Genomic DNA, 21,532 nt, shown 5'->3' with positions numbered 1-21,532 from the left:
AGGTTATTTATATCGTATCACGACATATATTAGAATCGGCTCGTGAAAACGTCTCCGTCCCCCACTCCGCTGTCGCCCGCCGATTACGAATTGCTGGCCGACTTCCGTTACGCATTGCGCACCTTCGCCGCCTTCAGCGAAGGCGCCGCCGCTGAATTGGCGCTGACCCCGCAACAGCACCAGACACTGCTGGCCATCAAGGGCACCCGCAAGAGCCCGGCCGGGCGCCGTGGCCTGTATGTGGGCGAAATTGCCGACCGCCTGCTGATCCGCCCGCACACGGCGGCCGAACTGGTGGGCCGGCTGGCCCGCCTGGATCTGGTCAGCCGCGAGGCCGATCCCGAGGATGGCCGCCGCGTCGAGGTCGTGCTGACCCCCAAAGCCGAGCGCGTGCTCGAAAGCCTGTCCGCATCGCATCTGGAAGAATTGCGTGCGATGCGGCCCCTGCTCGCCCGCTTGCTGACACGCATCGGCGACGAAGCCGCCTGATCGCGGCACGCGGGCGTGAATCGGGGGCCGTCCACCGGCGCGTGATAAATTGTCGTCCCGCGACATATTTGAAGCACGCGAGGAGATCGTTTTGGGTGTGGCAATCAAGCGCTGGCTGAGCTCGTTCGCGCCAGCGCCCGTCGGCGTCAACCGGCGCGAGAAGCTGTATGGCGTCGTGGGCGCGCTGGTGGGACTGTTCTGCACGGAATGGGTGGGCCGCCACGCGCTGGGCAGCGCCAACCCCTGGTTCATCGCCCCGATGGGGGCATCGGCCGTGCTGCTGTTCGCCGCGCCTGCCAGCCCGCTGGCCCAACCCTGGTCCATCCTGGCGGGCAATCTGGTGTCGGCCCTGATCGGGGTGTTCTGCGCGCAGATGATTCCCGTGCCTGGCCTGGCGGCCGCCGTGGCGGTGGCCCTGGCCATCGGCGCCATGTTCAGCCTGCGGTGCCTGCATCCCCCCAGCGGCGCGGTGGCGCTGACTGCCGTGCTGGGCGGACCGTCCGTCGCCAGCCTGGGTTATGGCTTCGCGCTGTGGCCGGTGGGGCTGAACTCCCTGATCCTGCTGTGCATCGCCGTGGCGTTCAATGGCGCGCTCAAGCGCAACTACCCCCGGCGCCACGCCGATCCGGCCCCTGGCCATCACACCCGCGACGCGGCGCCCAGCGCCCGGCTGGGCTTCAGCCGCGCCGACCTGGACGAAGCCCTGTCCCAGCGCGGCGAACTGTTGGACATCAGCAAGGAAGACCTGGAAGACATCGTGCTGGCAGCCGAACTGCGCGCCAGCCTGCGGCGCTTCGGCGACGTGTCCTGTGCGGACGTCATGTCGCGCGATGTCGTCACGGTGCAGGAACAGGATCCGCTGGACTATGCGATCCGCCTGTTCGACAAGCACCGGCTGCAAGCGCTGCCCGTGCTGGATTCCGCCGGCCGCTACGCCGGCATGCTGGCGCAGGCTGACGTGCTGGCGCGCAAGAGCCGGCTCGTGACCGCCACGGTCGACGGCGTTCCCGCCCAGGATCTGCTGGTGGCCGACTGCATGCGCAGCGAAGTCCCCTTCGCCACGCCCGGCCTGCCGGTGATCGAATTGGCGCGCCCGATGTCCGACAGCCTGCACTGCGTGCCGGTGCTGGATGCCTCGCGCACCTTGCACGGCCTCATCACGCAGTCCGACCTGGTGGCCGCGCTGTACCAGATGGCGGTATCGGCCAGTTCGCAGGCCGCGGCCGGCGCAGACCCCGGCAAGCGCGTCGCCTGAGCCCTCCGTAGCCCTACGGATTCCTGTCCGCACTGGCCGCAAGGCATAATTTCAGGCGTGAATCCCCTATCGCGCACGCGCGCCCTCTTCTGCTGGCTCATCCTGTTCTGCCTGGGCGCCGCCTGGATCGCCCGCCAGGAATACGTCGACCAATACGACCGCTTCTTCCAGAGCACCAGCATCGCCCAGCGCATGTTGAGCCAGAAGACGGTCCAGCACGAAGCCGTGCTGGCTACGCTGGCGGCCCTGTCGCACCCGCCCGCGCCTGAACGCCTGTACCCCAGCCTGCAACCGGCATTGCCGCAGTTGCTGGGCCTGGGCTATCTGGCCGACGGCGCCTGGGCCGGGAGCCTGGCCGCGCCGCCTGGCCTGTCCGACGCGCTGGAGCGCGCACGCCAGTTGGGGCGGCCCGTCGTCTTGCCGGAGGATCCCGCCCGGTATTGGTTGATTTCGCCATCCAGCTGGAGCCTGCTGCTGGATGCCCGCCAGTTGGTGCCCGCCGCCGACTTTCCGCCGGGCTTGGCCAACCTGAGCCTGACCGTGGACCAGACGGCGCTGCCGCTGCTGGACAAGCAGCCAGACCACGCGCCGGGCTTGACGATGACGCTGCAAAAGCCGCTGGGCGCGGCCAGCCAGCCCTTCCAGATGCGCAGCACGCGCACGTTGACGCCGGATGCCTGGCCCTGGACGGCCTGGCTGGCGTGGGCCGTGGCCAGTGCCTTGCTGATGGCCGGCGCCGCGGCCTGGCAACGTTCACGCGCCGACGCGCGCCGCCAACAGGAACAAGCGCGGCTGGCGGCGATGGCGCGCTTGAGCACGCTGGGCGAAATGGCCGCCGGCATCGCCCATGAATTGAACCAGCCGCTGACCGCCATCCTGGCGCACACCCGCGCCGCCGGACGCCTGCTGGACGACGAAGAAGAACGCCCCGCCGTGCGCCACGCCTTGCTGGCCAGTTCGGAACAGGCCAAACGCGCCGCGGACATCATCAGCCGCATGCGCGCGCTGGTGCAACCCAGTTCGCCCGCGCGGCGCGAAGCGCTGGACCCGGACGCGCTGGTGGCGTCCTTGCGGTTCCTGCGTGAACCGGATCTGGCCCGCCAAGGCATCCGCATCACCTGGCACAACGCCAGCCCCGGCGCCCGGCCGCTGGGCGACCGCGTGGCGCTGGAGCAGATCCTGCACAACCTGGTCCAGAACGCGGCGGATGCGCTGGCTGACACCAACGGCCCGCGCCACATCCAGATCGAAGGCCGCGCCGACGGCGAGGAATACCTGTTCACCGTCAGCGACACCGGCCCCGGCATCGCGGCCGATGCGTTGCCGCGGTTGTTCGCGCCGTTCTACACCACACGCCCGCAAGGCATGGGCCTCGGGCTGGCCCTGTGCGATACGCTGGCCGGCTCCATGGACGGCCGCGTCGCCGTCCGCAACCTCGCCCCCGCCGGCGCCTGTTTCACCGTCAGCCTGCCACGCTCGGGAACCCCCGCATGACCACCCCAGACGCCCACACCCACGCGCTTTCCCCCCAGGTCTATCTGGTTGACGACGACGACGCCGTGCGCGATGGGCTGGCGCTGCTGTTGCGCAGCGTGGGCCTGCGCAGTACCGGTTTCGGCGACCCGCTCGCCTTCCTCGCGCAGCTGTCCCCGAGCGCCATCGGCTGCGTGGTGCTGGACATTCGCATGCCCGGCATCAGCGGGCTGGACGTGCTGAGCCGGCTGGCCGAGCAATCGGACTTGCCCGTGGTCATGCTGACGGGTCACGCCAACGTGGACCTGTGCCGCCGCGCCTTCAAGGGCGGCGCCATGGAATTCCTGCAAAAGCCGGTGGACGACGACGTGTTCCTGGACGCGGTGCAGGCTGCCGTCCGCACCCATATCGCCAGCCGCGAACGCTTGGCCGTGACCCAAGCCGCCGCCGAACGCCTGGCACGGCTGTCGGGACGCGAACACGAGGTACTGGAACGCATCGTACAGGGCATGAGCAACAAGGAAATCGCGCGCGAGTTCGACCTGTCGCCGCGCACCGTGGAAACCTACCGCGCCAACGTCTTCGCCAAGCTGGAAGCCGATTCGCTGGCGCAGCTGATCCGCCAGTACGCCACCTTGCTGGACTAGCCGCCGCGTAGCGCCCTCCGTAGCGCTACGGAGAGGCCCGCGTATTCGGGCGTATACCGCCCGGCGCGCGTTTTGGCCACACTGACTGCTCCTACCGAATGTTCCCGAAAAGGACGCAGACCATGAACCGTTTCACGCTTGCCACCTTGATCTCCACCCTGGCTTTTGCCGGCGCCGCCAACGCCGCCGTGCTGAGCGAAAGCAATCTGTCGATGGCCGATGCCCAGAAGCTCGCCACCGCCACCGTCGCCGCCTGCCAGGCCAAGGGCTACAACGTGAGCGCCTCGGTCGTGGACCGCGCCGGCCTGCTCAAGGCCTTTGCCCGCGCCGACAACGCCGGTCCGCACACCATCGAAGCCAGCCGCGCCAAGGCCTTCACCGCCGTGTCCGCCAAGACCCCGACGCTGACCATGATGGAAAACGCGCAGAAGAACCCGGGTGCGGCCAACCTGACCGACATCCCCGGATTCCTGCTGTTGGGCGGCGGCGTGCCGGTCAAGGCCGGCACCGCGGTCATCGGCGCGATCGGCGTGGCCGGCGCCCCCGGCGGCAACCTGGATGCCCAGTGTGCCGACACCGTGCTGGAAGAAAACGCCGCGATGTTCAAGTAATGCGTGGCTGGGCGGGCGCCCGGACGACCCGCAGCCCCGCCCAGATTCCAGCAAAGCAGGCCGCGCCGAAGACCCAGCCAGATAGCGCACCTGCCATCACCCCGGACAGCAGCGTGCCCACGGTGCATCCCAACGCCGTCATGCCGCCCCAGCCCATCAGCACCCCGCCCGCAAAATTGCGGGCGATGTCTTTCACGGACGGCAATCTGGGGCGGAACGCGCCGGCCGCCAAGGCCGCCGCCCACGCCCCCGCCACCAGAGCCAGCACGAACACGCCGTTGTTCGACAGCAGCATGCGCTTGACCACGGTTGCGCAGCCGGCGAACGTGTCCAACCCTTCCAGCCGGTCCGGCAGCCAGCCCGTGCCTGCCGCAGCCGTGCGCGCCAAGCTGCCCAATTCGGCCGTGACGCCCAAGGGCGCAATGCGCAGATAGGCAATGACACCGATGAAGCCCACCAGGATGCCGCCCACCGCGGGCGGCCAGCGGTCGCGCAATACCGACTGCCAGGGCGAGACGCCCGCATCGGCCGCACGTGGCTGCGCCCCGCCGCGACGAATCACGGCCCAGCCAAGCACCGCCAGCAGCGCGCCCTGCAGCAGCAGCGTGCCGCCATAGCCCAGGCGCTGCGGCAGCCACACAACCGGCGCCTCCTGGATCAACGCCAGATAGAGCGCGTTCCATGTTGCAAAGCCCAGCACGAAGCCCACACCCGCGCCCAGCAAGGCAAACGGAGAGGCCAGCGCGCCTTCGCCCAGCCGGTAGAAATGCGCGCTGATGCAAGAGCCGGATATGCGCATTCCGACGCCAAAGACAAAGGCCCCCGCCACCAGCGCCAGGCTGACCGGGCCGATGTGCGCGCCCGGCGGCAGGCGCGCAGGCGACGGCACGGGCAGGAACGCGCCGAACACCGAGTGATAGCCCAGCGTGCCTACGCCCAGCGCAATCAGCACCGCGAACATGCCCGACGTTTCTCTTTTGTCGATGAAGTCCCGCGCGATGCAATAGAAGCAGAAGCGCGAGCGTTGCAGCACGATGCCGAACGCCGCGCCCAACAAGACGGACAAGGACAGGTTGCGCCCGCCCTCGGGCAAGGGCGCCAGCAGCCAAGCCGCCACGAAAACGGCCGCCAACACCGTGGCGGCCGACACCAAACGTAGGGTGTTCACTCAGGTCTTGCCCCACACCGTGCCCGACGGGTTGCTGATGGGCGACCCGACGCTATTGCCGTATTCCGTCCAAGAGCCGTCATAGTTGCGTACGTCGTAGCCCAGCAGCTTGCGCAGCGCAAACCACGAATGGCTAGACCGTTCGCCGATGCGGCAGTACGTGATGATGGGCTTGGTGCCATCCACGCCGGCGGCCTGGTAGATCGCTTTCAGTTCGTCCGCCGACTTGAACGTGCCGTCTTCGGCCACCAGCTTGCTCCACGTGACGTTCACCGCCCCCGGCACGTGGCCGGCGCGCACCGCCAGTTCCGGCACGCCGTTGGGCGCAAAGATCTTGCCGTTGTATTCGTCGGCCGAGCGGATGTCGACCAGCACGCCGTCCTTGTCCTTGCGGGCCACCGCCAAGACGTCCTGCAGGTGCGCGCGCAGCGCCGCGTTGGGCTGCTTGATCTGCGCCGTGCCGGCCGCCTGGATCTTGGCGCTGTTGGACAGGGGCCGGCCTTCGGCCTCCCATTTCTTGCGTCCGCCGTCCAGGATCTTCACGTTGTCGATGCCGTAGATGTCGAAGATCCACGCGCCCCAGGCCGCAAACCAATTGTTGTTGTCGCCGTACAGGATGGTCGTCGTGTCGGGGTTGATGCCGGAGCGCGCCACCAACGCCTGGAACTGCTTGGGCGGGGCAATGTCGCGGTTCACGGTGTCGACCAGATCCGTATGCCAACTGACGTTCGCCGCGCCTGGGATATGGCCGCGTTCGTACAGGCCCGGGTTCACGCTCACCTCCACCACCCGCACCTTCGGGTCGTTCAGGTTTTTTTCCAGCCACTCGGTCGTGACCAGGTACTTGGCATGTTGCGCCGTCGCCGGAAAGGCGATGAAAGTGGCCAGCGCGGCAAAAGTGCCGACCAGCAGCTTGCGTGGGGACATCGGATTCTCCTGAATTCGGCTACTGGGCGAGCCGTTTGAATCCGGACGATATCGGCTTGCCCGCCGCAGGCGAACGACATTGTTTTCATATTCTGATTACTTATTCAGCTTACAGTCAGGTGCAATCGACGCCATGCGACACTGCTGGACATTGCCGACCCTGAACCTCCGCCAATGCCCCTGCCGCCCTCCTCTGCGTTGCTGGATGACATCCTTCGCGCCGTCCCCCGCCGCTACCGTGTTCCCGAGACGCTGGCCGAGGTGGCAACGATGCTGAACGGCGGTTCATCGACCGCGCTTGCTGTCACGGTGGAACAAGCCCGCCTGGCGCTGGCCGCCGGGACGGAGCCCGACGCGGCGACCAAGCAAGGATTCATCCAGGCGCTGGCAAGGTTGATCCATGAAGCGATGCGGACAGAAGGCGGGGACCCCGCCTTCCAGGCCATCGTGCTGCGGCACGGGGCGCCGCAAGTGCGCGAATTCGCACATCTGTCCACCACGGCCGATCAGGACCGCCGCCAGATCCATGCCGCCGTCAATGGGATCGCGCACCCCGCCAAGCTGCAGCGCATGGCGCCGAGCCAGGACCGGGACGCTCTGGCGGCGCTGCAGGCCGCCGCGGCCTCGGCGTCGTGGACGGCGCTGTCCGAGGCCGCGCAGCGGCTTCGCGCCATGCAGGAGAAAACCGTGGAGCCCGCCGTGCAACGCGCGCTGGCCCGCCTGCTTGACGATCCGGCCCTGGCACGCTTGCAACGCCTGGACGTCCTGGAGCCGGATGGACAGGTGCGGCAATACCAGTCCCTATGGGACCGCCACGGCCCGCGCTCCGGCAGCCAGACCGCGGCGGCCCAAGGCTGCGCCGCACAGCGTCGAGGCGCGGCCGTAGAAGCCTTGGCCACAGAGGCACTGGGCGCCCTGTCCCAACGACTGAACGAGGCCGAAGGCGGGCCGCTGCCCTACCGCGTGGTGACGTCGATGCTAGTGCCGGCATCGATACCCGCCAGCGCCGAACGCGCCAAGAGCGAGTGGGACGCCGTCCTGCTGCGCCAGACGCGCACGGATGCCGCCACGCACGTATGGGATGTCTGTCTGCTGCTTGAAGCGAAGGCGTCCATCGACGCGGCAACAGCGGATCTGCCGCGCCTGCAGCGGGGCTTGCGCCTGCTTGCGCACGCCGACGACAACGCCGTCTATCCGTTCCAGACCCGGCAAGGCGTGGTGCATCTGCGCGGCGCATCGCTCAGGGCGCTGCCGGCCGATTCGCCCGATCTGGCGAACACGGTGCTCTATTGCTGCGATGCGCCCGCCGAGACCGCGCCGCGCCTGCTTAGCGCGGCCAGCCGGATGCAATTGCTCTCTGCGCCGGCCAGCGTGGCCTACGCGTGCCGGTTGGCGGACAAGCAGCAGCCCGATCCCGACGCACTGGAATCGGTCTGGGGGCAATTGCTGGAGTCACCCCAATGGGCGCCCGTGCTTCACCAGTATCCGATGCTGCGTCAGGTCCGAGCCTTGATGGTGCATGTGGATGACCTGTTGGCAGCGGTCTAGCGGCCCCGGCCGTCCACCACCCGTCACGCCACGCCTTTTCCAATTCCGTCCAGCGCACGGATCTCCGCATCCGGCAGCGCCAGCTTCGCTGCGGCCAGGTTTTCGCGCAGATGGGCCACCGACGACGTACCCGGGATGACCAGGATGTTGGGTGCGCGCTGCAGCAGCCATGCAATCGCCACTTGCATCGGCGTCGCCCCCACGCGCTGCGCAACGTCCGTGAGCGTGGCGGATTGGAGCGGGCTGAAACCGCCCAGCGGAAAATACGGCACATAGGCGATGCCATCCTGCGCCAGCGCGTCGATCAGCGCGTCGTCATGCCGATGCGCCAAGTTGTACTGGTTCTGCACGCAGACGATCTCGCATAGCGCACGCCCTTCCTGGACTTGCTTGGCAGTCACGTTGCTCAGGCCGATGTGCCGGACCAGGCCGCGCTGCTGAAGCTTCACCAGCGCCGACAAGGGCCCTGCGATCGAGCCTTCCTCCGGCCCGTGCACGCCGAACATGATGCGCAGATTCACGACGTCCAGCACGTCCAGCCCCAGATTGCGCAGATTGTCCTCGACCGCGCGTTCCAACTCTGCCGCGCCATCGGCGCGTATCCACGACGCGTCTTCACCTCGGCGGGCCCCGATCTTGGTGACCAGCACCAGATCGTCCGGGTATGGCGACAGCGCCTCACGGATGATCTGATTGGTGACGTGGGGCCCGTAGAAGTCGCTGGTGTCGATATGGTTGACGCCATGGGCCACGGCCTCCCGCAGCACGGCCAGCGCCGCGTTGCGGTCGCGCGGCGGACCGAAGACACCGGGCCCGGCCAGTTGCATCGCGCCGTAACCCAGGCGCTTGACCCGCCGGGTTCCCAGCGCGTAAATGTCTTGGTCCTTGTCTTCCTGGTGTAGCGGGGCCATGTCGGATCTCCTGGGCGAAACGCACAGATTAGCCCTTTCCGCAGCCTTGGATAATCAGGCAAAAATGGCCCTGACGCACAGCGTGCGTCAAGGCCATCCCGTCCGATCCGCTCCTGCTCAGGCCGCCGCGATCAGCCGAATGCCGCCGCTGCCTTCCCGTTCCAGCTGCGCGACCAGCCCCAGCTCCCAATCCAGGTATTCGCGGAACCCCTGGTCCCGCGCCGACAGGTCGTCAAACAGATACGGGCTGATGCTTTGGTCGTCGTCGCCGGTCAACACGCCCTGCGCGCCCTTGGCAAGTTCCAGGCCCTGCGCCTTCCAGGCCCGCGTGCCACCCAGCAGGTACTGCACCGGGCGCTTGCTGCGCCAGGCCAATTCGGCCGCCACGGCGCTGGCCAGCACGCCGTCCGACGACGTCACCACGACGGTGCGCTGGTCGTCCGGTGACAGGAATTCCGCCAGCCGGTCCGGCGCTGCGAAACGCGCGCCGGGCACATGGCCGCGTTCATAGGCCACGCGCGACTCCACGTCGAACACGATGGCCTCGTCCGCGTCGAGCGCGGCACGCAGCGCCTCTGCGCGCAGGCCCGGGGCGTCCGGCCGATGACGCAGCACCCGCCGCGGCTCGGGGCCGCTTTGCACGGGCGCCAGCGCGGACGGTTGATACAGATAGACCTCGACCGCACCCAATTGCGCCAGCCAGGCGCCGGTGGTCAGCGCGCGCACGCCGTCCCAATCCGCCAGCACGACGCGTGCGCGGCGGGTCGCCAGGTACTCGTCGGTCGCCTGCACCAGTTGCCCGCCCGGCGCCCAGCGCCAGCCTTCCAGATGCCCGGTCTCGTATTCCTCGCGGGTGCGCACGTCAAACTTGTAGAGCGTGCGCGTCGCCTGCTCCGCCTCGAACGCCGCGAGCGTCGCCGCGTCGATATACCCGATGCCGGCGCGTTGCGCCACGTCGCGGGCCTGTTCGCGCGCAGCGGCCAACGCGGCTTCGCCCGGCTCCGGCAAGGCCGCGTGGCGGCCATAAGCCAGTTCCCGGCCCGACAGCAGCCATTCCATCGTGCCGTTGCGCAAGGAGGCGACACGGTTCGGGATGCCGGCGTCGATCAGCGTCTGCGCGCCGACGATGCTGCGGGTGCGGCCGGCGCAGTTGACCACCACAAAGGTCTTGGGATCGGGCGCCAGCTCGCGGATGCGGTAGACCAGTTCCGCCCCCGGCAGGCTGTGCGAGAACGGCAGCGTGAAGTTGTGGAATTCCTCAGGCGTGCGGCTGTCGACCACGACGATATCGTCGCCGCGCGCCACGCGCTCGTGCAGTTCCTCGACGTCGATCCAGGGCGTGTGCTTCTCATGTTCGATGACCTCGCCGAACGCCTTGCTGGGCACGTTCGTGCCCGAGAACAGCTCCAGGCCCGCGCGCTCCCAGCCGTCCGTCCCGCCGGCCAGCACCGACACGTCGGTCCAGCCCAGGCGGGTCAGCTTGGCCGCAGCCTGATGGGCCTGGGTTTCGTCGTCGTCCACCAGCACGATGCGGGTGTCGCGGCGCGGCACCAGCCGGTCGGCCAGCAGTTCCAGGCGCCACAGGGGCGCCGGTACGGCATACAGCAGATGGCGGCGGGCATAGCGGCCGGCCTCGCGCACGTCCAGCACGGCGATCTCGGCCTCGCCACGCAGTTCGTCCTGCAATTCTTGCGGCGACAGGCGCGCGTGATAGATGGCTGCGGGCGGCGAAAACGTCCGGTACGTGCCGCCCGCGGTGCTTTCGAACACCACGCGGCCGTGCAGCCGGTCCAGCGCCAGGCCATAGAAGTGCAGATGCGCGCCAGGCTCGTCGCCGACCAGTTCGATGGTGTGCACGTCGCCCGGGTCCAGCACGATCGAACTGCCAGGGCCGACGTCCACGCGCCGCACATGGGTCAAGGTATCGCGTAGCGGATCCTGGCTGGAGGCGCGCGCATAGACCTCGTTGCGCTCGTTGCCGTTCACCCCGGCGATGATGGCCCACGTCGTATGGTCATGGGGCGGCTGTGCCTTGCCCGGTTCGCCCAGCGACAGGTACAGCGCATAGCCGCCGTCGATGTCCTCGGCCAGACGATAGATCGAGGTCGGGCGGCCCGGCACGACGGCAAAGGCATCGGCGGAAAACAGGTCGCGGCGTTGCCCCAGCGCTTCCAGCAGCGTCGCTACCTGGGCCAGTTGCGCGGGCGTGGCTTGCGCCGCATCGGGCGCCAGTTGCCGGACCTGGGCGATGAAGGCGCGCACGGCCCGTGCGCGTTCGGTGTGCTTGCTGAGGGCCGGCGCGGCCGTTTGGGCAGAGGTGCTCATGGGATGACCTGGACTTCCTGTAATGTAGAGAAGTCCAGGCTACGTGCGCGCCCCGGACGGGACAACGTAGAAATGCGTCTATGGATATGCGGCGCGCGGTTCGGCCCGGCGTCAGGCCTCGCCCTTCAACTCGCGGTCCACGACTTCGCGCGTCAGTGTCGGCACGAACATCTCGATGAAATGGAAGGCGTAACCGCGCAGCCAGGCGCCCCGGCGGATGGCCAGGCGCGTCAGGTTGATCTCGAACAAGTGGCGTGCATCGATGGCGGTCAGGCGGGTGTCGCGTTCGGCGTCCCAGGCCACCGCGGCCACGATGCCCACGCCCAGTTCCAGTTCCACATACGTCTTGATCACGTCCGCGTCCATCGCGGTCATCACGATGTCGGGCGTGATGCCTGCCCGGGCGAAAGCCTCGTCGATATGGGCGCGCCCGGTATAGCCGCGCCCATACGTGATGAGCGGATAGCGCGACAGCTGCGACAGGCTGACGCCGTCATGCTCGCGCTCCAGCGGGTGGCCGCGCGGCACGATGATGCTGTGGCTCCATCGGTAGCAAGGCAGGTTCACGAGCCCGGGATAGTCCGCCACGGCCTCGGTCGCCACGCCGATATCGGCCTCGCCTTCCAGCAGCATTTCAGACACCTGCTTGGGCGAGCCCTGATGCAGATGCAGCACCACGTCGGGATAGCGCTGCCGGAATTCCTTGATGACGGGCGGCAACGCGTAGCGCGCCTGCGAATGAGTGGCCGCGATCGACAGCACGCCCTTGCGGCTGTCGGCGTATTCCGCGCCCGCATGCCGGATGTTGTCGGCGCATTGCAGGATCTGCTCCACCAGCGGCAGGATCAGCTCACCGGGCGGCGTCAAACCGATCAGCCGCTTGCCCGACCGCACGAAGATGTCGACACCCACCTCTTCTTCCAGCTCGCGTATCTGGCGGCTGACGCCGGGCTGGGACGTATGCAGGCTTTCGGAAACGTCGGTCAGGTTGAAGTCCTGGCGCACGGCTTCGCGCACCGACCGCAGTTGCTGGAAATTCATCGCGCGCCTTCAGCCCAGAAAGGCCAGTTGATTGCCTGACGGATCTTTCACGTACATGACGCGCGGCTGCGCGTCGGGCAGCGAACAGACAGGGTGATGCCCCGCCTGGCGCAAGCGCGCCAGGATCTCGTCGTAGGCAGGGGTATTGATGGCCAGGTAATCGGGTTTGACGGCCCGGCTGACCTCCGCCACGGGCGACAGCGACAAGGTCGCTCCGCCCAGCGAAAAAAGCAGGCGCTGGTCGTCGGCACCCGCTACCTCTTCCAGGCCGATCACGCGGTGATAGAAATCCCGGACCGCTTCCGTCCGGCGCGACAAGAACGGAAGCTGTACCGATTCAATCGAAAGAAATGGAGTCATGCCCTGCTGCCAGCCATGGAACAAGGCAAATTCTAGTACCCGGGGGTACAACCGGACAAAGAGGTTGTAATTGCTTCTACATAGCCAGAAACCCTAAAGCGCAAGGCTTATTTGCATATGCCTCACGCGCTGCGGCGCAGTGCGTCGCGGGTGGCGGCGAAGGCGCGATCCAGATCGCCGATCAGGTCCAATGGGCTTTCCAGGCCGATGTGCAGGCGCACAACGGAGGGTTTGCCCGCGCCCTGTTGCCAGAAGCTGTGTTCGGCCAGACGCTCGGGCGAAGCCTCCAGCGCCAGGCTTTCATAGCCGCCCCAGGACGCGCCGATGGAAAAGTACTGCAACGCATCGATGAAGCGCGATGCGGCCGTCGAATCCGGGTTGCCGAAGGCGAACGACACCAGGCCGCTTGCGCCGCTGAAGTCGCGCCGCCACAGCGCATGGCCCGGATCTTGCGCCAGTGCCGGGTAGTAGACGCGCGCCACGTCCGCGTGCCGCGCCAGGTATTCGGCCACGGCCAGCGCATTCGTTTGATGGCGCGCCAGCCGCACGTCCAGCGTGCGCAGGCCCCGCAAGGTCAGATAGGCGTCGTCCGCGCCCACTGACAGGCCCAGCGCGTCGTACGTCACGCCGATCTTCTGCGCCAGCTCCGCGCTGTCGACGGTGACCACCCCCATCATTACGTCCGAATGGCCGGCCAGGTATTTGGTGGCCGCCTGGATCGAGATGTTCGCGCCCAGCGCCAGCGGCTGGTAGTACAGGCCGCCGCTCCAGGTGTTGTCGGCCGCGACCAGCACGCCGTGGCGTCGCGCCGTGGCGGCCAGCGAGGGCAGGTCCAGCACTTCGAACAGCAGCGAACTGGGAGACTCCAGATACAGCAGCCGCGTGTTGGGCCGGATGCGCGATTCCAGCGCATCCTGCGCGGGTGAGAAATATTCGACCTCGATGCCGTAGCGTTGCAGCAGCGACTTGTCGACCTTGCGCACGGGCGAATAGACGCTATCGGCCACCAGCGCATGGTCGCCCGGCGCCAACGTCGCCAACAGCACCAGCGCAATCGCCGACAGGCCGGACGGCGCCAGCACGGTCCGGTAGCCGCCTTCCAGCGAGGCCACCGCTTCCTCCAGCGCCTGGTGGGTATCCAGGCCGTGACGCCCGTATGTCGCCACGCGATCGCCCGCGGCGCGCTGCTTGTTCAGGGCGGCATGGGTGGCGGTATCGGCAAAGCGCACGGTGCTGGTGCGTACCACCGGCACGTTCACCGGACCCGACCCGCCCTTCAATTCCGGCGACCCGGCATGCACCAGCCGGGTCTGCACTTGTGCGTGGTCGAGGCTCATGCGCGCACCTCTTGGCCGGGTTTCATCTGGGTGGCGTTGTAGTTCAGGATCTGGCCGGTGGCCAGGTCGATGCCGATGCGCCCCGACAATGTTTCCAGCGGCTGGCCGTAAAGGTGGAAATGCAGCGTCGGCGTGTCGCCGGTGACGTGAATGCTATGGATGTCGTCGGCCAGGAACGACACGGACTGCCCGGGTTGCACCACCACCTCGCGCACCTGCTCCAGCGTGGCGCGCCCTTCCTGCGAGCCGTCGTCACTACGGCGGTACACGCGATTCAGTTCCTGCCCGGACAACGCCACGATGGCGGCCCAGGTCGTATGGTTATGCGGCAACGTGGTCTTGCCCGGATTGATCGAATTCAGATACAGCGCCGGCACGCCCGGCGCATCGTCCGGGTTCAGCCGGTAGCGGGTGGACGCGCCCACGCCCTGCCCGGGTGCGGGTGGCGGGAAGTCGGACACGGGAAACAGTTCCTGGCGTTGCGCCAGTTGCTCCAGGCGCGCGGTCACCGCGGCCAGGCCCTCTCGGGTCACGGGGCCGTCGCCCAGCAGGTGTTGGATATCGGACAGCGCCGCTTGCACCTGCTGGCGGCGTTCTTTGGAAATTGCGGATTCAGTGCTCATGGTCAGACTCCAGTGGGGATCACACCGCCAGGCGCAGCGGATCGAATGTCAGGTAGCTTGCAATAGGGTCAGGCGACGATTGGCGGGCCACGGCCGCACCGGACGACCGTTGCAGAAAGGCACGCGTGCGTTCGCTTTGCGGCGAACCGAAGATGCGCGACGGGGGCCCGGATTCCACGATGCGGCCAGCCTCGGTGAAGTACACGGTGTCGCTGACCTCTTCGGCAAAACGCATCTCATGCGTCACCAGCATGCAAGTCAGGCCGTCCTGCACCAGGTCGCGGATCACGGTCAGCACCTCCCCCACCATCTCCGGATCCAGCGCGGACGTCACCTCGTCGAACAGGATCAGCTCGGGTTGCAGCGTCAACGCGCGCGCAATGGCCACCCGCTGCTGCTGACCGCCCGACAGCTCGCCCGGATAGGCGCGTTCCTTGTGGTCCATGCGCACCTTGGCCAGCAGTTCACGTGCACGCGCCTCGGCCTGGGCCCGCGGCTGACCGCCCACCTTGATGGGCGATATCACCAGGTTTTCCAGCACGCTCAGGTGCGGGAACAGGTTGTATTGCTGGAAGACGAAACCCACGCGCTTGCGCAGCGCGATGAAGTCCGATTCCGTCTTCAGCCCGTCCACTCGCACATCGCCCACCTGGATCGTGCCGCGCTGCGGACGCAGCAGTCCGGTGATGCAGCGCAAGATCGTCGATTTTCCCGACCCGGACGGCCCGATGATGGATACGGCCTGCCCCTGCTTGACCTCCACGTCGATGCCCTTGAGCACCTCGGTGTCGCCAAAAGCCAGGTGGACGTCGCGCAGGCTGACCAGCGGTGAAATATCAATAATGCTCATGGCGTCGTTCCAGATACCGCGTCCAACGCGCGATGGGATAGCAATAGGCGAAGAAAAGCGCCAATAGCGTGAAATAGACCAGGATGGTGAAGTCGCTGCGGGCGACGGTGTTGCTGGCGACGGTGGCCGTGTCGACCAGGTCGTGCACGCCCACCAGCGAGGCGAGCGACGTGCTCATGGTGATGCTGGCCATCAGGTTCATCCAGGACGGCAGCATCCGCCGCACGCACTGCGGCAACACGATCATCCGGAAGATCTGCGTGCGCTTGAACGCCAGCGACTGCGCGGCCTCCCATTGCGCGCTCGGAATCGACTGGATCGCGCCACGGAAGATCTCGGCCACGTTGGCGCTGGCGGGCAACCCCAAACCGATCACGACTTTGATCCAGTCCGGAAACGGCAGATACCACCCCGCCAAGTTCACCTCGAACGGGAACACATAGGTCGTGAAATACACCAGCACCAGGATGGGCGCGTTGCGAAACAGCAGCACGTAGGCCCGCGTCAGGCGCCGCAGCAGGCGCGACGGCGACAGGGACAGCGCACCCACCACCAGCCCGACCAGGGTGCCCAGCGCCATCGCCAGCACGCTGATCTGGATGTTCATCCCCAGCCCGCGCAGCAACGCCGGCGACCAATGCCACAGCGCCTGCACGGCGGCGGGCGTGGTGCCGGTCGCCGCCCACACGACGCCCAGCGCCACCAGCGCCAGCAACAGCCCGAACCACGGGTCGCGCAGCAAGGCGGGCAGGAAGCGTCCGGAGGCCTGCGCGCGGCCGGCCTGCAATGCAAGATCATTGGCCATAGCCGGGCATCCTCAAACGGTCTTCCAGCCAGCGCCCCGCCACGCTGACCAGCCAGGTCAGCAAGCCGAAATACAGCAGGATCAGCAGCAGCAGCTCCAGCACGTTGTCGCGGTGCGACCAGATCATGATGGACTCATAGGTCACGTCGCCCACCGCGATGGCCGAGGCGATGGCGGTCATCTTCACCAGGTCCACCAGATTGTTGACCAGTGCCGGCAAGGCAAAGCGCACCGCCAGCGGCAGCTGCACCTGCGTCAGGATCTGCCGCCGCGAGAACGCCAGCGACCGCGCGGCTTCCATCGTCACCTGCGGCACGGCCTCGATCCCTGCGCGCAGGGCTTCCGCATGGAACACGCCCTTGTGCAAGGCCACCACGATCACCACCCACGCAAACGGGGTGATCGGATTGCCGCCGCCCAGCTTCTGCGTGATCAGCATGTTCAGCACCAGGAACGCGCAGTACAGCTGCACCAGCGTGGGCGTGTTGCGGGTAACTTCCACGAAGGCCTGCAAGGGCCGCGCCAGCCACGGCCGGCCGCTGGTCAGCGCGGCCGCGATCAGCACGCCGAACAGCAGGCTGACCGGAATGGTCCACGCGCACAGCTGCAGCGTCACCAGCAGGCCGTGGCCAAACGCCGACAGTTCGCCCGGGTCCTGCACAAAGCTGTAGTTCAGGCCCAGGGGTTTGAAGAACGCCACCCAGGCATGCAACACCGAATCGATCATGCGGCGGCCTCCAGCGTCTGCGGCAGCGCCAACACCGCCACCGCCCGGCCGATGCGTTCCAGCGCCGCGTCGATATTGGCGTCGGACGCGGCGAAGGACAGGCGCAGGTACGGCGACAAGCCGTATGCCGCGCCGCGCACCACCGCCACGCCCTCGGATTCCAGCAGCCAGTCCACCACGTCGCCATCGTCTTCGATGCGCCGGCCGTCGGGGCGCGAGGCACCGATCAGCCCGCCCACGCCGATCCAGGCGAAGAACGATCCCTGCGGCGCGTGCACCTGCACGCCGGGCACGGCGGCCAGGCCCTTCACGACCCGTTGCGCACGGCGTTCATAGGCCTTGCGGGCGGTATCGACGAAGCCGTCCGCCGCGCCTTGCAAGGCCGCCAATGCGGCCGCCTGGCCCAGCGAGCTGGGGCCGGAGGACACCTGCGACTGCACCGCTTCCAGCGCATGGATCAAGGCCGCTGGGCCGGTGCCCCAGCCGATCCGCCACCCGGTCATGGCATAGGCCTTGGACACGCCGTTGACGACCAGCGTGCGGCCAGCCAGGTCGGGCGCGGCGCGCAACAGGTGCGCGGGTGGCTCGCCAAACCAGATCTCTTCGTACATCTCGTCCCACAGCACCAGCACATGCGGCGCGGCGCGCAGCACCTGCGCCAGCGCCCGCAATTCGTCGGCGGTATAGACCGCGCCGGTCGGGTTGCTGGGCGAGTTCAGGATCAGCCACTTGGTGCGTGGCGTGATCGCCTCGCGCAAGGCGTCGGGCGTCAGCTTGAAGCCATCTTCGGCGCGTGTGGCGACGATCACCGGCACGCCGCCGTTGATGCGCACCGCGTCCGGGAACGTCGGCCAGTACGGGGCCGGAACGATGACCTCGTCGCCGTCGTCCAGGGTGGCGTTCAAGGCCAGGTAGATCACCTGCTTGCCGCCATTGGAAATGATGACGTTGGACGCATCGACCTCCAGTCCGTGCCGCTCGCGGTAGCCGTCCGCCACGGCGCGGCGCAGTGCCGCCGTGCCCGCGGTGGGGGTGTACTTGGTCTGGCCGCGCTCCAGCGCGGCGCTGGCGGCATCCTTGATCGGGGCCGGGGTATCGAAATCGGGCTCGCCCGAGGTCAGCACGATGATCGAGCGGCCCTCGGCCGCCAGACGCGCGGCGCGGGCGCCGGCCGCGGCAATGGGCGACAGCTCGGCGCTGCGGGCACGGCGGGACAACACGCCGGGAAACAGGGTTTCGGTCATGACAGTACCTTTCCGGGATTCATCAGGTTCAACGGGTCCAGCGCCTGCTTGATGCGGCGCATCAGGGCCAGTTCCAGTGGGCTTTTGTAACGGGGCAGCGTGTCGCGCTTGACCTGGCCGATGCCGTGTTCGGCGCTGATCGACCCGCCCTGCGCGTGCGCCTGCGCATGCACGAGGTCGTGGATGCGGTCTTCCAGTTCGAACAGATGGCGCACGGGCCGCAAGGGGTCGTGCGACACGTTGTAGTGCAGGTTGCCGTCGCCCAGATGGCCGAATGCCATCGGCCGCAGCCCCGGGTCCAACGCGCGCAATGCGTCGGCGGCGCCGCGCAGGAATGCGGGCACGCGCGAGATCGGCACCGAGATGTCGTGCTTGACGTTGCCACCAGCGCGCGCCTGCGCCAGCCCGATCGCCTCGTCGCGCAGGCGCCAGAAGGCGGCCGACTGCTGCAGGTTGTGCGCGATCACCGCATCCGCCAGCAGGCCGGACTCCAGCGCCTCCTGCCCCAGCCGCAACAAGGCGGCGCCTGCCCCGTCGGGCGTTTCCGACGCCGCCTCCAGCAAGGCGTACCAGGGCTGGCCCAAGCCCGGCAGCGGCTGCGGCTGTTCGGGCACATGGCTGGCCACCAGGTCCAGCACGGGCTGACTGATCAATTCAAAACCCGTCAACCCCGCGCCCAGGCGCTGGCGCGCCAACGAAAGAAAGGCCAATGCCGCGTCGATGGACGGAAAGCCGACGAACGCACTGCCCTGCCCGCCGGGCAATGGATACAGCTTGAGCGTGGCCGCGGTGATGACACCCAGCGTGCCCTCGCTGCCGATATACAGATCCCGCAGCGAATAGCCGGTGTTGTCCTTGCGCAGGCCGCGCAGTCCGTTCCAGATTTCGCCTTCGGCGGTCACGACCTCCAGCCCCAACGTCAGTTCCCGGGTATTGCCGTAGCGCAGCACCTGCGTGCCGCCCGCGTTGGTGGACAGGTTGCCGCCAATGGTGCAACTGCCTTCCGACCCCAGGCTCAGCGGGAACAGGCGGTTGGCCTGGCGCGCGGCCGCCTGCACGGCGGCCAGCACACAGCCAGCCTGGACCGTGATGGTGTCGTTGTCGGTATCCAGCCCCAGCACGCGGTTCAGGCGGCCCAGCGACAGCAGCACGGCCTGCCCGCCCGCGTCGGGCGTGGCGCCGCCCATCAAGCCGGTATTGCCGCCCTGCGGCACGACCGGCACGCCCGCCGCGCGGCACAAGCGCAACACCGCCGCCACTTCCTCGGCATCCGCCGGGCGCGCCACGGCCAGCGCCTGCCCGTGCAGGCGGCCGCGCTGGTCCGTCAGATACGGCGCGGCGTCAGCGCCTGTCCACACCCATTCTTGCCCCAGCCTGGCACGCAAGGCGGCCAGCAGGGAATCGGCGACGCCGGCCGTCATGGCTTGGCCTGCGCCTCGGGCGGCGCGCTGTCGAATTTGCCGGTTTGCGCCTGCGCGGTCGCCTGCTTCAGATAGTCCGCCGGCACGCCATAGCGGTCGGCCTCCTTGACCAGCAAGCCCGTCTTCAGCCAGTCCTGGATCACGCCGTCGACAAAGGCGCGCGTATCGGCCTCGTTGCGGCGGGTCCAGATGACCGTCGGCGACGGGATCAACTGGTCGGAGGTAGCCAGTTCAAAGTCGTTCCATTCCTTGCCGTTCGGGCCGTGCAAGGTCTCATACAGCGCCGGCTGGATGTGCACCGACGCGTCGCAGCTGCCGCCCTTGAGCGCCAGCAGCGATTCGGGGATGTTGCGCAAGCCCTTGACCACCGCGCCATAGGTATCCTGCAGAGGCTTGGCGAAGTTGCTGCCTTGCGACACGCAGGCCACCTTGCCCTTCAGGTCTTCCCAGCGCTTGATGCCGCTTTGCTTGGACACCATCGCTGCGCCGCCCACCAGGTTATAGGGTGTGGGCGCGTAGCTCAGGATCTCGCTGCGCTCCTGCGTCCACTGGATGTTGGCGATCAACAGGTCGACCTTGCCGGCCTGCAGGAACTGCACGCGTGTGGACGCTGTCACCGGCACGGTCTCCAGCGTCACGCCCAGGCGCTTTGCGATGTCCGCGCCCAGTTCGGTCTGAAACCCGCCGACCTTTCCGGTCGCCGGATCCAGGACGCCGAACGGCGGGCTGGCCCCGTCCACGCCGATCACGATCTTGCCGCGTTGCTTGACCTTGTCCAGCGTGGCGTCCGCCTGCGCGGCATTGCTGGCCAATCCGGTCAGGGCGGCCAAGGCAACGGCGGCGGCCGTCTTCCATCCTGTTGTCTTCATGCTGATGTGCTTCATTTCTGCTTTCCGTTCCTGTCGTGGCCGCGCTCAGCTGCCTTGCTTGTATTTCGCGTTCAGTTCCTGCAGCAGCGGTTGCGCCGGCTCCAGCCCCAAGCGCTTTTCCGTGGCGATCAGCCAGCCCGTGCGGTGCCAGTCCTGCACCACCTTATCGACGGCGGCGATGGTGTCGGCCTCGCCCTTGCGCGTCCACACGACGGAATTGGCCGGCAGCACCTCGGTGGCGATGGGCGCGTGGTAGTCGGCCCATTCCGGATTGCTGCGCAGCAAGGGGTGGATCAGCGTGGAATCGTGCACGGCCGCCACGCACTGGCCGCCGCGCAATGCCAATAGCGAATCGGATGAACTCTTGTAGCCCTTGACCACGGCGCCGTAGTCGGCCGACAGGGGCTTGGCGAAGCTGCTGCCTTGCGACACGCAGACGGGCTTGCCTCGCAGGTCTTCCCACTTGGTGATGCCGCTGGTCTTCAGGGTGGCCGCCGCGCCGCCGACCCGGAAGAACGGCGTGGGGGCATAGCCCAGGATCTCGGCGCGTTCCGGATTCAGTTCCATGGACGCGATCAGCAAGTCCACCTTGCCGGAAATCAGGAACTGCGTGCGGGTGGCGGTCTGCACCTGCACCAGCTCCGCCTTCACTCCCAGGCCGCGGGCCAGTTCACGCGCCAGTTCCGGGTTCCAGCCCACCAGCTGCTGCGTGGCGGGGTCCAGCGAACCGAACACGCCGCCATTGGCCAACACGCCGATGGTGACGGTGCCCCGTTCCTTGATCTTGTCCAGGGTGGCGTCGGCGTGGGCGGAGCCGGCGGCCAAAGCCAGCGCCAGCGCGATTGCGGTGCGGGCTGCGCCCGGTATCTTGCGGATTGCCATGTTGTCGTCTTGTCGTATG

The 21,532-nt window shown here is 67.7% G+C and carries 21 protein-coding genes; 6 read left to right on the top strand and 15 right to left on the bottom strand.

Annotated elements, in window-relative coordinates:
* The first annotated feature begins 42 nt into the window (after positions 1 to 42).
* From AC27VE_RS06130 to AC27VE_RS06110, 5 genes are all read left to right on the top strand, one after another.
* Positions 43 to 489, top strand: a complete 447-nt coding sequence (locus AC27VE_RS06130; RefSeq protein ID WP_006223059.1) for a MarR family winged helix-turn-helix transcriptional regulator — start codon at positions 43 to 45, stop codon at positions 487 to 489.
* Between the two features lie 91 nt (positions 490 to 580).
* A complete protein-coding gene (locus AC27VE_RS06125) occupies positions 581 to 1,744 on the top strand; it encodes an HPP family protein (protein ID WP_488703333.1) in 1,164 nt (387 codons plus the stop codon).
* A gap of 57 nt (positions 1,745 to 1,801) precedes the next feature.
* Positions 1,802 to 3,238 (top strand): sensor histidine kinase, encoded by a 1,437-nt coding sequence (locus AC27VE_RS06120; protein WP_488703332.1) that lies wholly within the window; start codon positions 1,802 to 1,804, stop codon positions 3,236 to 3,238.
* Positions 3,235 to 3,864: a response regulator transcription factor gene (locus AC27VE_RS06115; protein WP_280027637.1), complete on the top strand. Its 630-nt coding sequence runs from the start codon at positions 3,235 to 3,237 to the stop codon at positions 3,862 to 3,864. The genes AC27VE_RS06120 and AC27VE_RS06115 overlap by 4 nt, the downstream gene beginning before the upstream one ends.
* Positions 3,865 to 3,986: 122 nt before the next feature.
* A complete protein-coding gene (locus tag AC27VE_RS06110; RefSeq protein ID WP_006223063.1) occupies positions 3,987 to 4,475 on the top strand; it encodes a GlcG/HbpS family heme-binding protein in 489 nt (162 codons plus the stop codon).
* On the opposite strand, the gene AC27VE_RS06105 is transcribed toward AC27VE_RS06110, so the two are convergent.
* Positions 4,468 to 5,643 carry a YeeE/YedE family protein gene (locus AC27VE_RS06105; protein ID WP_488703331.1) on the bottom strand — a complete coding sequence of 392 codons (1,176 nt, stop codon included), beginning with the start codon at positions 5,641 to 5,643 and terminating at the stop codon, positions 4,468 to 4,470. The two genes, AC27VE_RS06110 and AC27VE_RS06105, sit on opposite strands and share 8 nt — an antisense overlap.
* On the bottom strand, positions 5,644 to 6,570 hold the full coding sequence (locus AC27VE_RS06100) for a sulfurtransferase (RefSeq protein WP_006223065.1): 927 nt from the start codon (positions 6,568 to 6,570) through the stop codon (positions 5,644 to 5,646).
* 174 nt (positions 6,571 to 6,744) lie between these two features.
* Here AC27VE_RS06100 and AC27VE_RS06095 point away from each other — a divergent pair, with 174 nt between their 5' ends.
* Positions 6,745 to 8,118, top strand: a complete 1,374-nt coding sequence (locus AC27VE_RS06095) for a 3-deoxy-D-arabino-heptulosonate 7-phosphate synthase (RefSeq protein ID WP_488703330.1) — start codon at positions 6,745 to 6,747, stop codon at positions 8,116 to 8,118.
* A gap of 23 nt (positions 8,119 to 8,141) precedes the next feature.
* Here the strand turns inward: AC27VE_RS06095 and AC27VE_RS06090 are convergent, their stop codons facing one another.
* From AC27VE_RS06090 to AC27VE_RS06030, 13 genes are all read right to left on the bottom strand, one after another.
* Complete coding sequence (locus tag AC27VE_RS06090; protein ID WP_427961057.1) at positions 8,142 to 9,029, bottom strand: aldo/keto reductase family oxidoreductase; 888 nt, start codon at positions 9,027 to 9,029, stop codon at positions 8,142 to 8,144.
* A 117-nt stretch (positions 9,030 to 9,146) separates the two neighbouring features.
* Positions 9,147 to 11,354, bottom strand: a complete 2,208-nt coding sequence (locus AC27VE_RS06085) for a rhodanese-like domain-containing protein (RefSeq protein ID WP_488703329.1) — start codon at positions 11,352 to 11,354, stop codon at positions 9,147 to 9,149.
* A 111-nt stretch (positions 11,355 to 11,465) separates the two neighbouring features.
* Positions 11,466 to 12,395, bottom strand: a complete 930-nt coding sequence (locus tag AC27VE_RS06080) for a CysB family HTH-type transcriptional regulator (protein ID WP_006223069.1) — start codon at positions 12,393 to 12,395, stop codon at positions 11,466 to 11,468.
* Between the two features lie 9 nt (positions 12,396 to 12,404).
* On the bottom strand, positions 12,405 to 12,755 hold the full coding sequence (locus AC27VE_RS06075) for a VOC family protein (protein WP_035212627.1): 351 nt from the start codon (positions 12,753 to 12,755) through the stop codon (positions 12,405 to 12,407).
* Positions 12,756 to 12,877: 122 nt separating this feature from the next.
* Positions 12,878 to 14,092 (bottom strand): cystathionine beta-lyase, encoded by a 1,215-nt coding sequence (gene metC / locus AC27VE_RS06070; RefSeq protein WP_488703328.1) that lies wholly within the window; start codon positions 14,090 to 14,092, stop codon positions 12,878 to 12,880.
* Positions 14,089 to 14,715 carry a cysteine dioxygenase family protein gene (locus AC27VE_RS06065; protein WP_006223072.1) on the bottom strand — a complete coding sequence of 209 codons (627 nt, stop codon included), beginning with the start codon at positions 14,713 to 14,715 and terminating at the stop codon, positions 14,089 to 14,091. The genes metC and AC27VE_RS06065 overlap by 4 nt, the downstream gene beginning before the upstream one ends.
* Before the next feature lie 19 nt (positions 14,716 to 14,734).
* The gene (locus tag AC27VE_RS06060) at positions 14,735 to 15,565 is read right to left on the bottom strand and encodes an amino acid ABC transporter ATP-binding protein (RefSeq protein WP_006223073.1); all 831 of its coding nucleotides are present in this window, start codon (positions 15,563 to 15,565) and stop codon (positions 14,735 to 14,737) included.
* Positions 15,552 to 16,370 carry an amino acid ABC transporter permease gene (locus AC27VE_RS06055; protein ID WP_424626250.1) on the bottom strand — a complete coding sequence of 273 codons (819 nt, stop codon included), beginning with the start codon at positions 16,368 to 16,370 and terminating at the stop codon, positions 15,552 to 15,554. Before AC27VE_RS06055 ends, AC27VE_RS06060 begins: the two co-directional genes overlap by 14 nt.
* A complete protein-coding gene (locus AC27VE_RS06050; RefSeq protein WP_088588113.1) occupies positions 16,360 to 17,097 on the bottom strand; it encodes an amino acid ABC transporter permease in 738 nt (245 codons plus the stop codon). Before AC27VE_RS06050 ends, AC27VE_RS06055 begins: the two co-directional genes overlap by 11 nt.
* A complete protein-coding gene (locus AC27VE_RS06045; RefSeq protein ID WP_488703327.1) occupies positions 17,094 to 18,341 on the bottom strand; it encodes an aminotransferase class I/II-fold pyridoxal phosphate-dependent enzyme in 1,248 nt (415 codons plus the stop codon). The genes AC27VE_RS06050 and AC27VE_RS06045 overlap by 4 nt, the downstream gene beginning before the upstream one ends.
* Positions 18,338 to 19,762, bottom strand: coding sequence for an FAD-binding oxidoreductase (locus AC27VE_RS06040; protein ID WP_488703326.1), 1,425 nt, complete (start codon positions 19,760 to 19,762; stop codon positions 18,338 to 18,340). Before AC27VE_RS06040 ends, AC27VE_RS06045 begins: the two co-directional genes overlap by 4 nt.
* Positions 19,759 to 20,646, bottom strand: coding sequence for a transporter substrate-binding domain-containing protein (locus AC27VE_RS06035; RefSeq protein WP_175216722.1), 888 nt, complete (start codon positions 20,644 to 20,646; stop codon positions 19,759 to 19,761). Before AC27VE_RS06035 ends, AC27VE_RS06040 begins: the two co-directional genes overlap by 4 nt.
* Positions 20,647 to 20,676: 30 nt before the next feature.
* A complete protein-coding gene (locus tag AC27VE_RS06030) occupies positions 20,677 to 21,513 on the bottom strand; it encodes a transporter substrate-binding domain-containing protein (protein WP_088588116.1) in 837 nt (278 codons plus the stop codon).
* Positions 21,514 to 21,532 lie beyond the last annotated feature (19 nt).

The organism is Achromobacter sp. 18P8.1.1, from assembly GCF_057799415.1.
The sequence above is the reverse complement of the archived record's forward strand: the minus strand, read 5'-3'. Positions and strand labels throughout refer to the sequence as shown.

Coding starts and splice junctions, on each gene's coding strand:
- AC27VE_RS06115 (WP_280027637.1), top strand. CDS start 3,235: ATGACCACCCCAGACGCCCACACCCACGCGCTTTCCCCCCAGGTCTAT.
- AC27VE_RS06110 (WP_006223063.1), top strand. CDS start 3,987: ATGAACCGTTTCACGCTTGCCACCTTGATCTCCACCCTGGCTTTTGCC.
- AC27VE_RS06100 (WP_006223065.1), bottom strand. CDS start 6,570: ATGTCCCCACGCAAGCTGCTGGTCGGCACTTTTGCCGCGCTGGCCACT.
- AC27VE_RS06095 (WP_488703330.1), top strand. CDS start 6,745: ATGCCCCTGCCGCCCTCCTCTGCGTTGCTGGATGACATCCTTCGCGCC.
- AC27VE_RS06090 (WP_427961057.1), bottom strand. CDS start 9,029: ATGGCCCCGCTACACCAGGAAGACAAGGACCAAGACATTTACGCGCTG.
- AC27VE_RS06085 (WP_488703329.1), bottom strand. CDS start 11,354: ATGAGCACCTCTGCCCAAACGGCCGCGCCGGCCCTCAGCAAGCACACC.
- AC27VE_RS06080 (WP_006223069.1), bottom strand. CDS start 12,395: ATGAATTTCCAGCAACTGCGGTCGGTGCGCGAAGCCGTGCGCCAGGAC.
- AC27VE_RS06075 (WP_035212627.1), bottom strand. CDS start 12,755: ATGACTCCATTTCTTTCGATTGAATCGGTACAGCTTCCGTTCTTGTCG.
- metC (WP_488703328.1), bottom strand. CDS start 14,092: ATGAGCCTCGACCACGCACAAGTGCAGACCCGGCTGGTGCATGCCGGG.
- AC27VE_RS06065 (WP_006223072.1), bottom strand. CDS start 14,715: ATGAGCACTGAATCCGCAATTTCCAAAGAACGCCGCCAGCAGGTGCAA.
- AC27VE_RS06060 (WP_006223073.1), bottom strand. CDS start 15,565: ATGAGCATTATTGATATTTCACCGCTGGTCAGCCTGCGCGACGTCCAC.
- AC27VE_RS06055 (WP_424626250.1), bottom strand. CDS start 16,370: ATGGCCAATGATCTTGCATTGCAGGCCGGCCGCGCGCAGGCCTCCGGA.
- AC27VE_RS06050 (WP_088588113.1), bottom strand. CDS start 17,097: ATGATCGATTCGGTGTTGCATGCCTGGGTGGCGTTCTTCAAACCCCTG.
- AC27VE_RS06045 (WP_488703327.1), bottom strand. CDS start 18,341: ATGACCGAAACCCTGTTTCCCGGCGTGTTGTCCCGCCGTGCCCGCAGC.
- AC27VE_RS06040 (WP_488703326.1), bottom strand. CDS start 19,762: ATGACGGCCGGCGTCGCCGATTCCCTGCTGGCCGCCTTGCGTGCCAGG.
- AC27VE_RS06035 (WP_175216722.1), bottom strand. CDS start 20,646: ATGAAGCACATCAGCATGAAGACAACAGGATGGAAGACGGCCGCCGCC.
- AC27VE_RS06030 (WP_088588116.1), bottom strand. CDS start 21,513: ATGGCAATCCGCAAGATACCGGGCGCAGCCCGCACCGCAATCGCGCTG.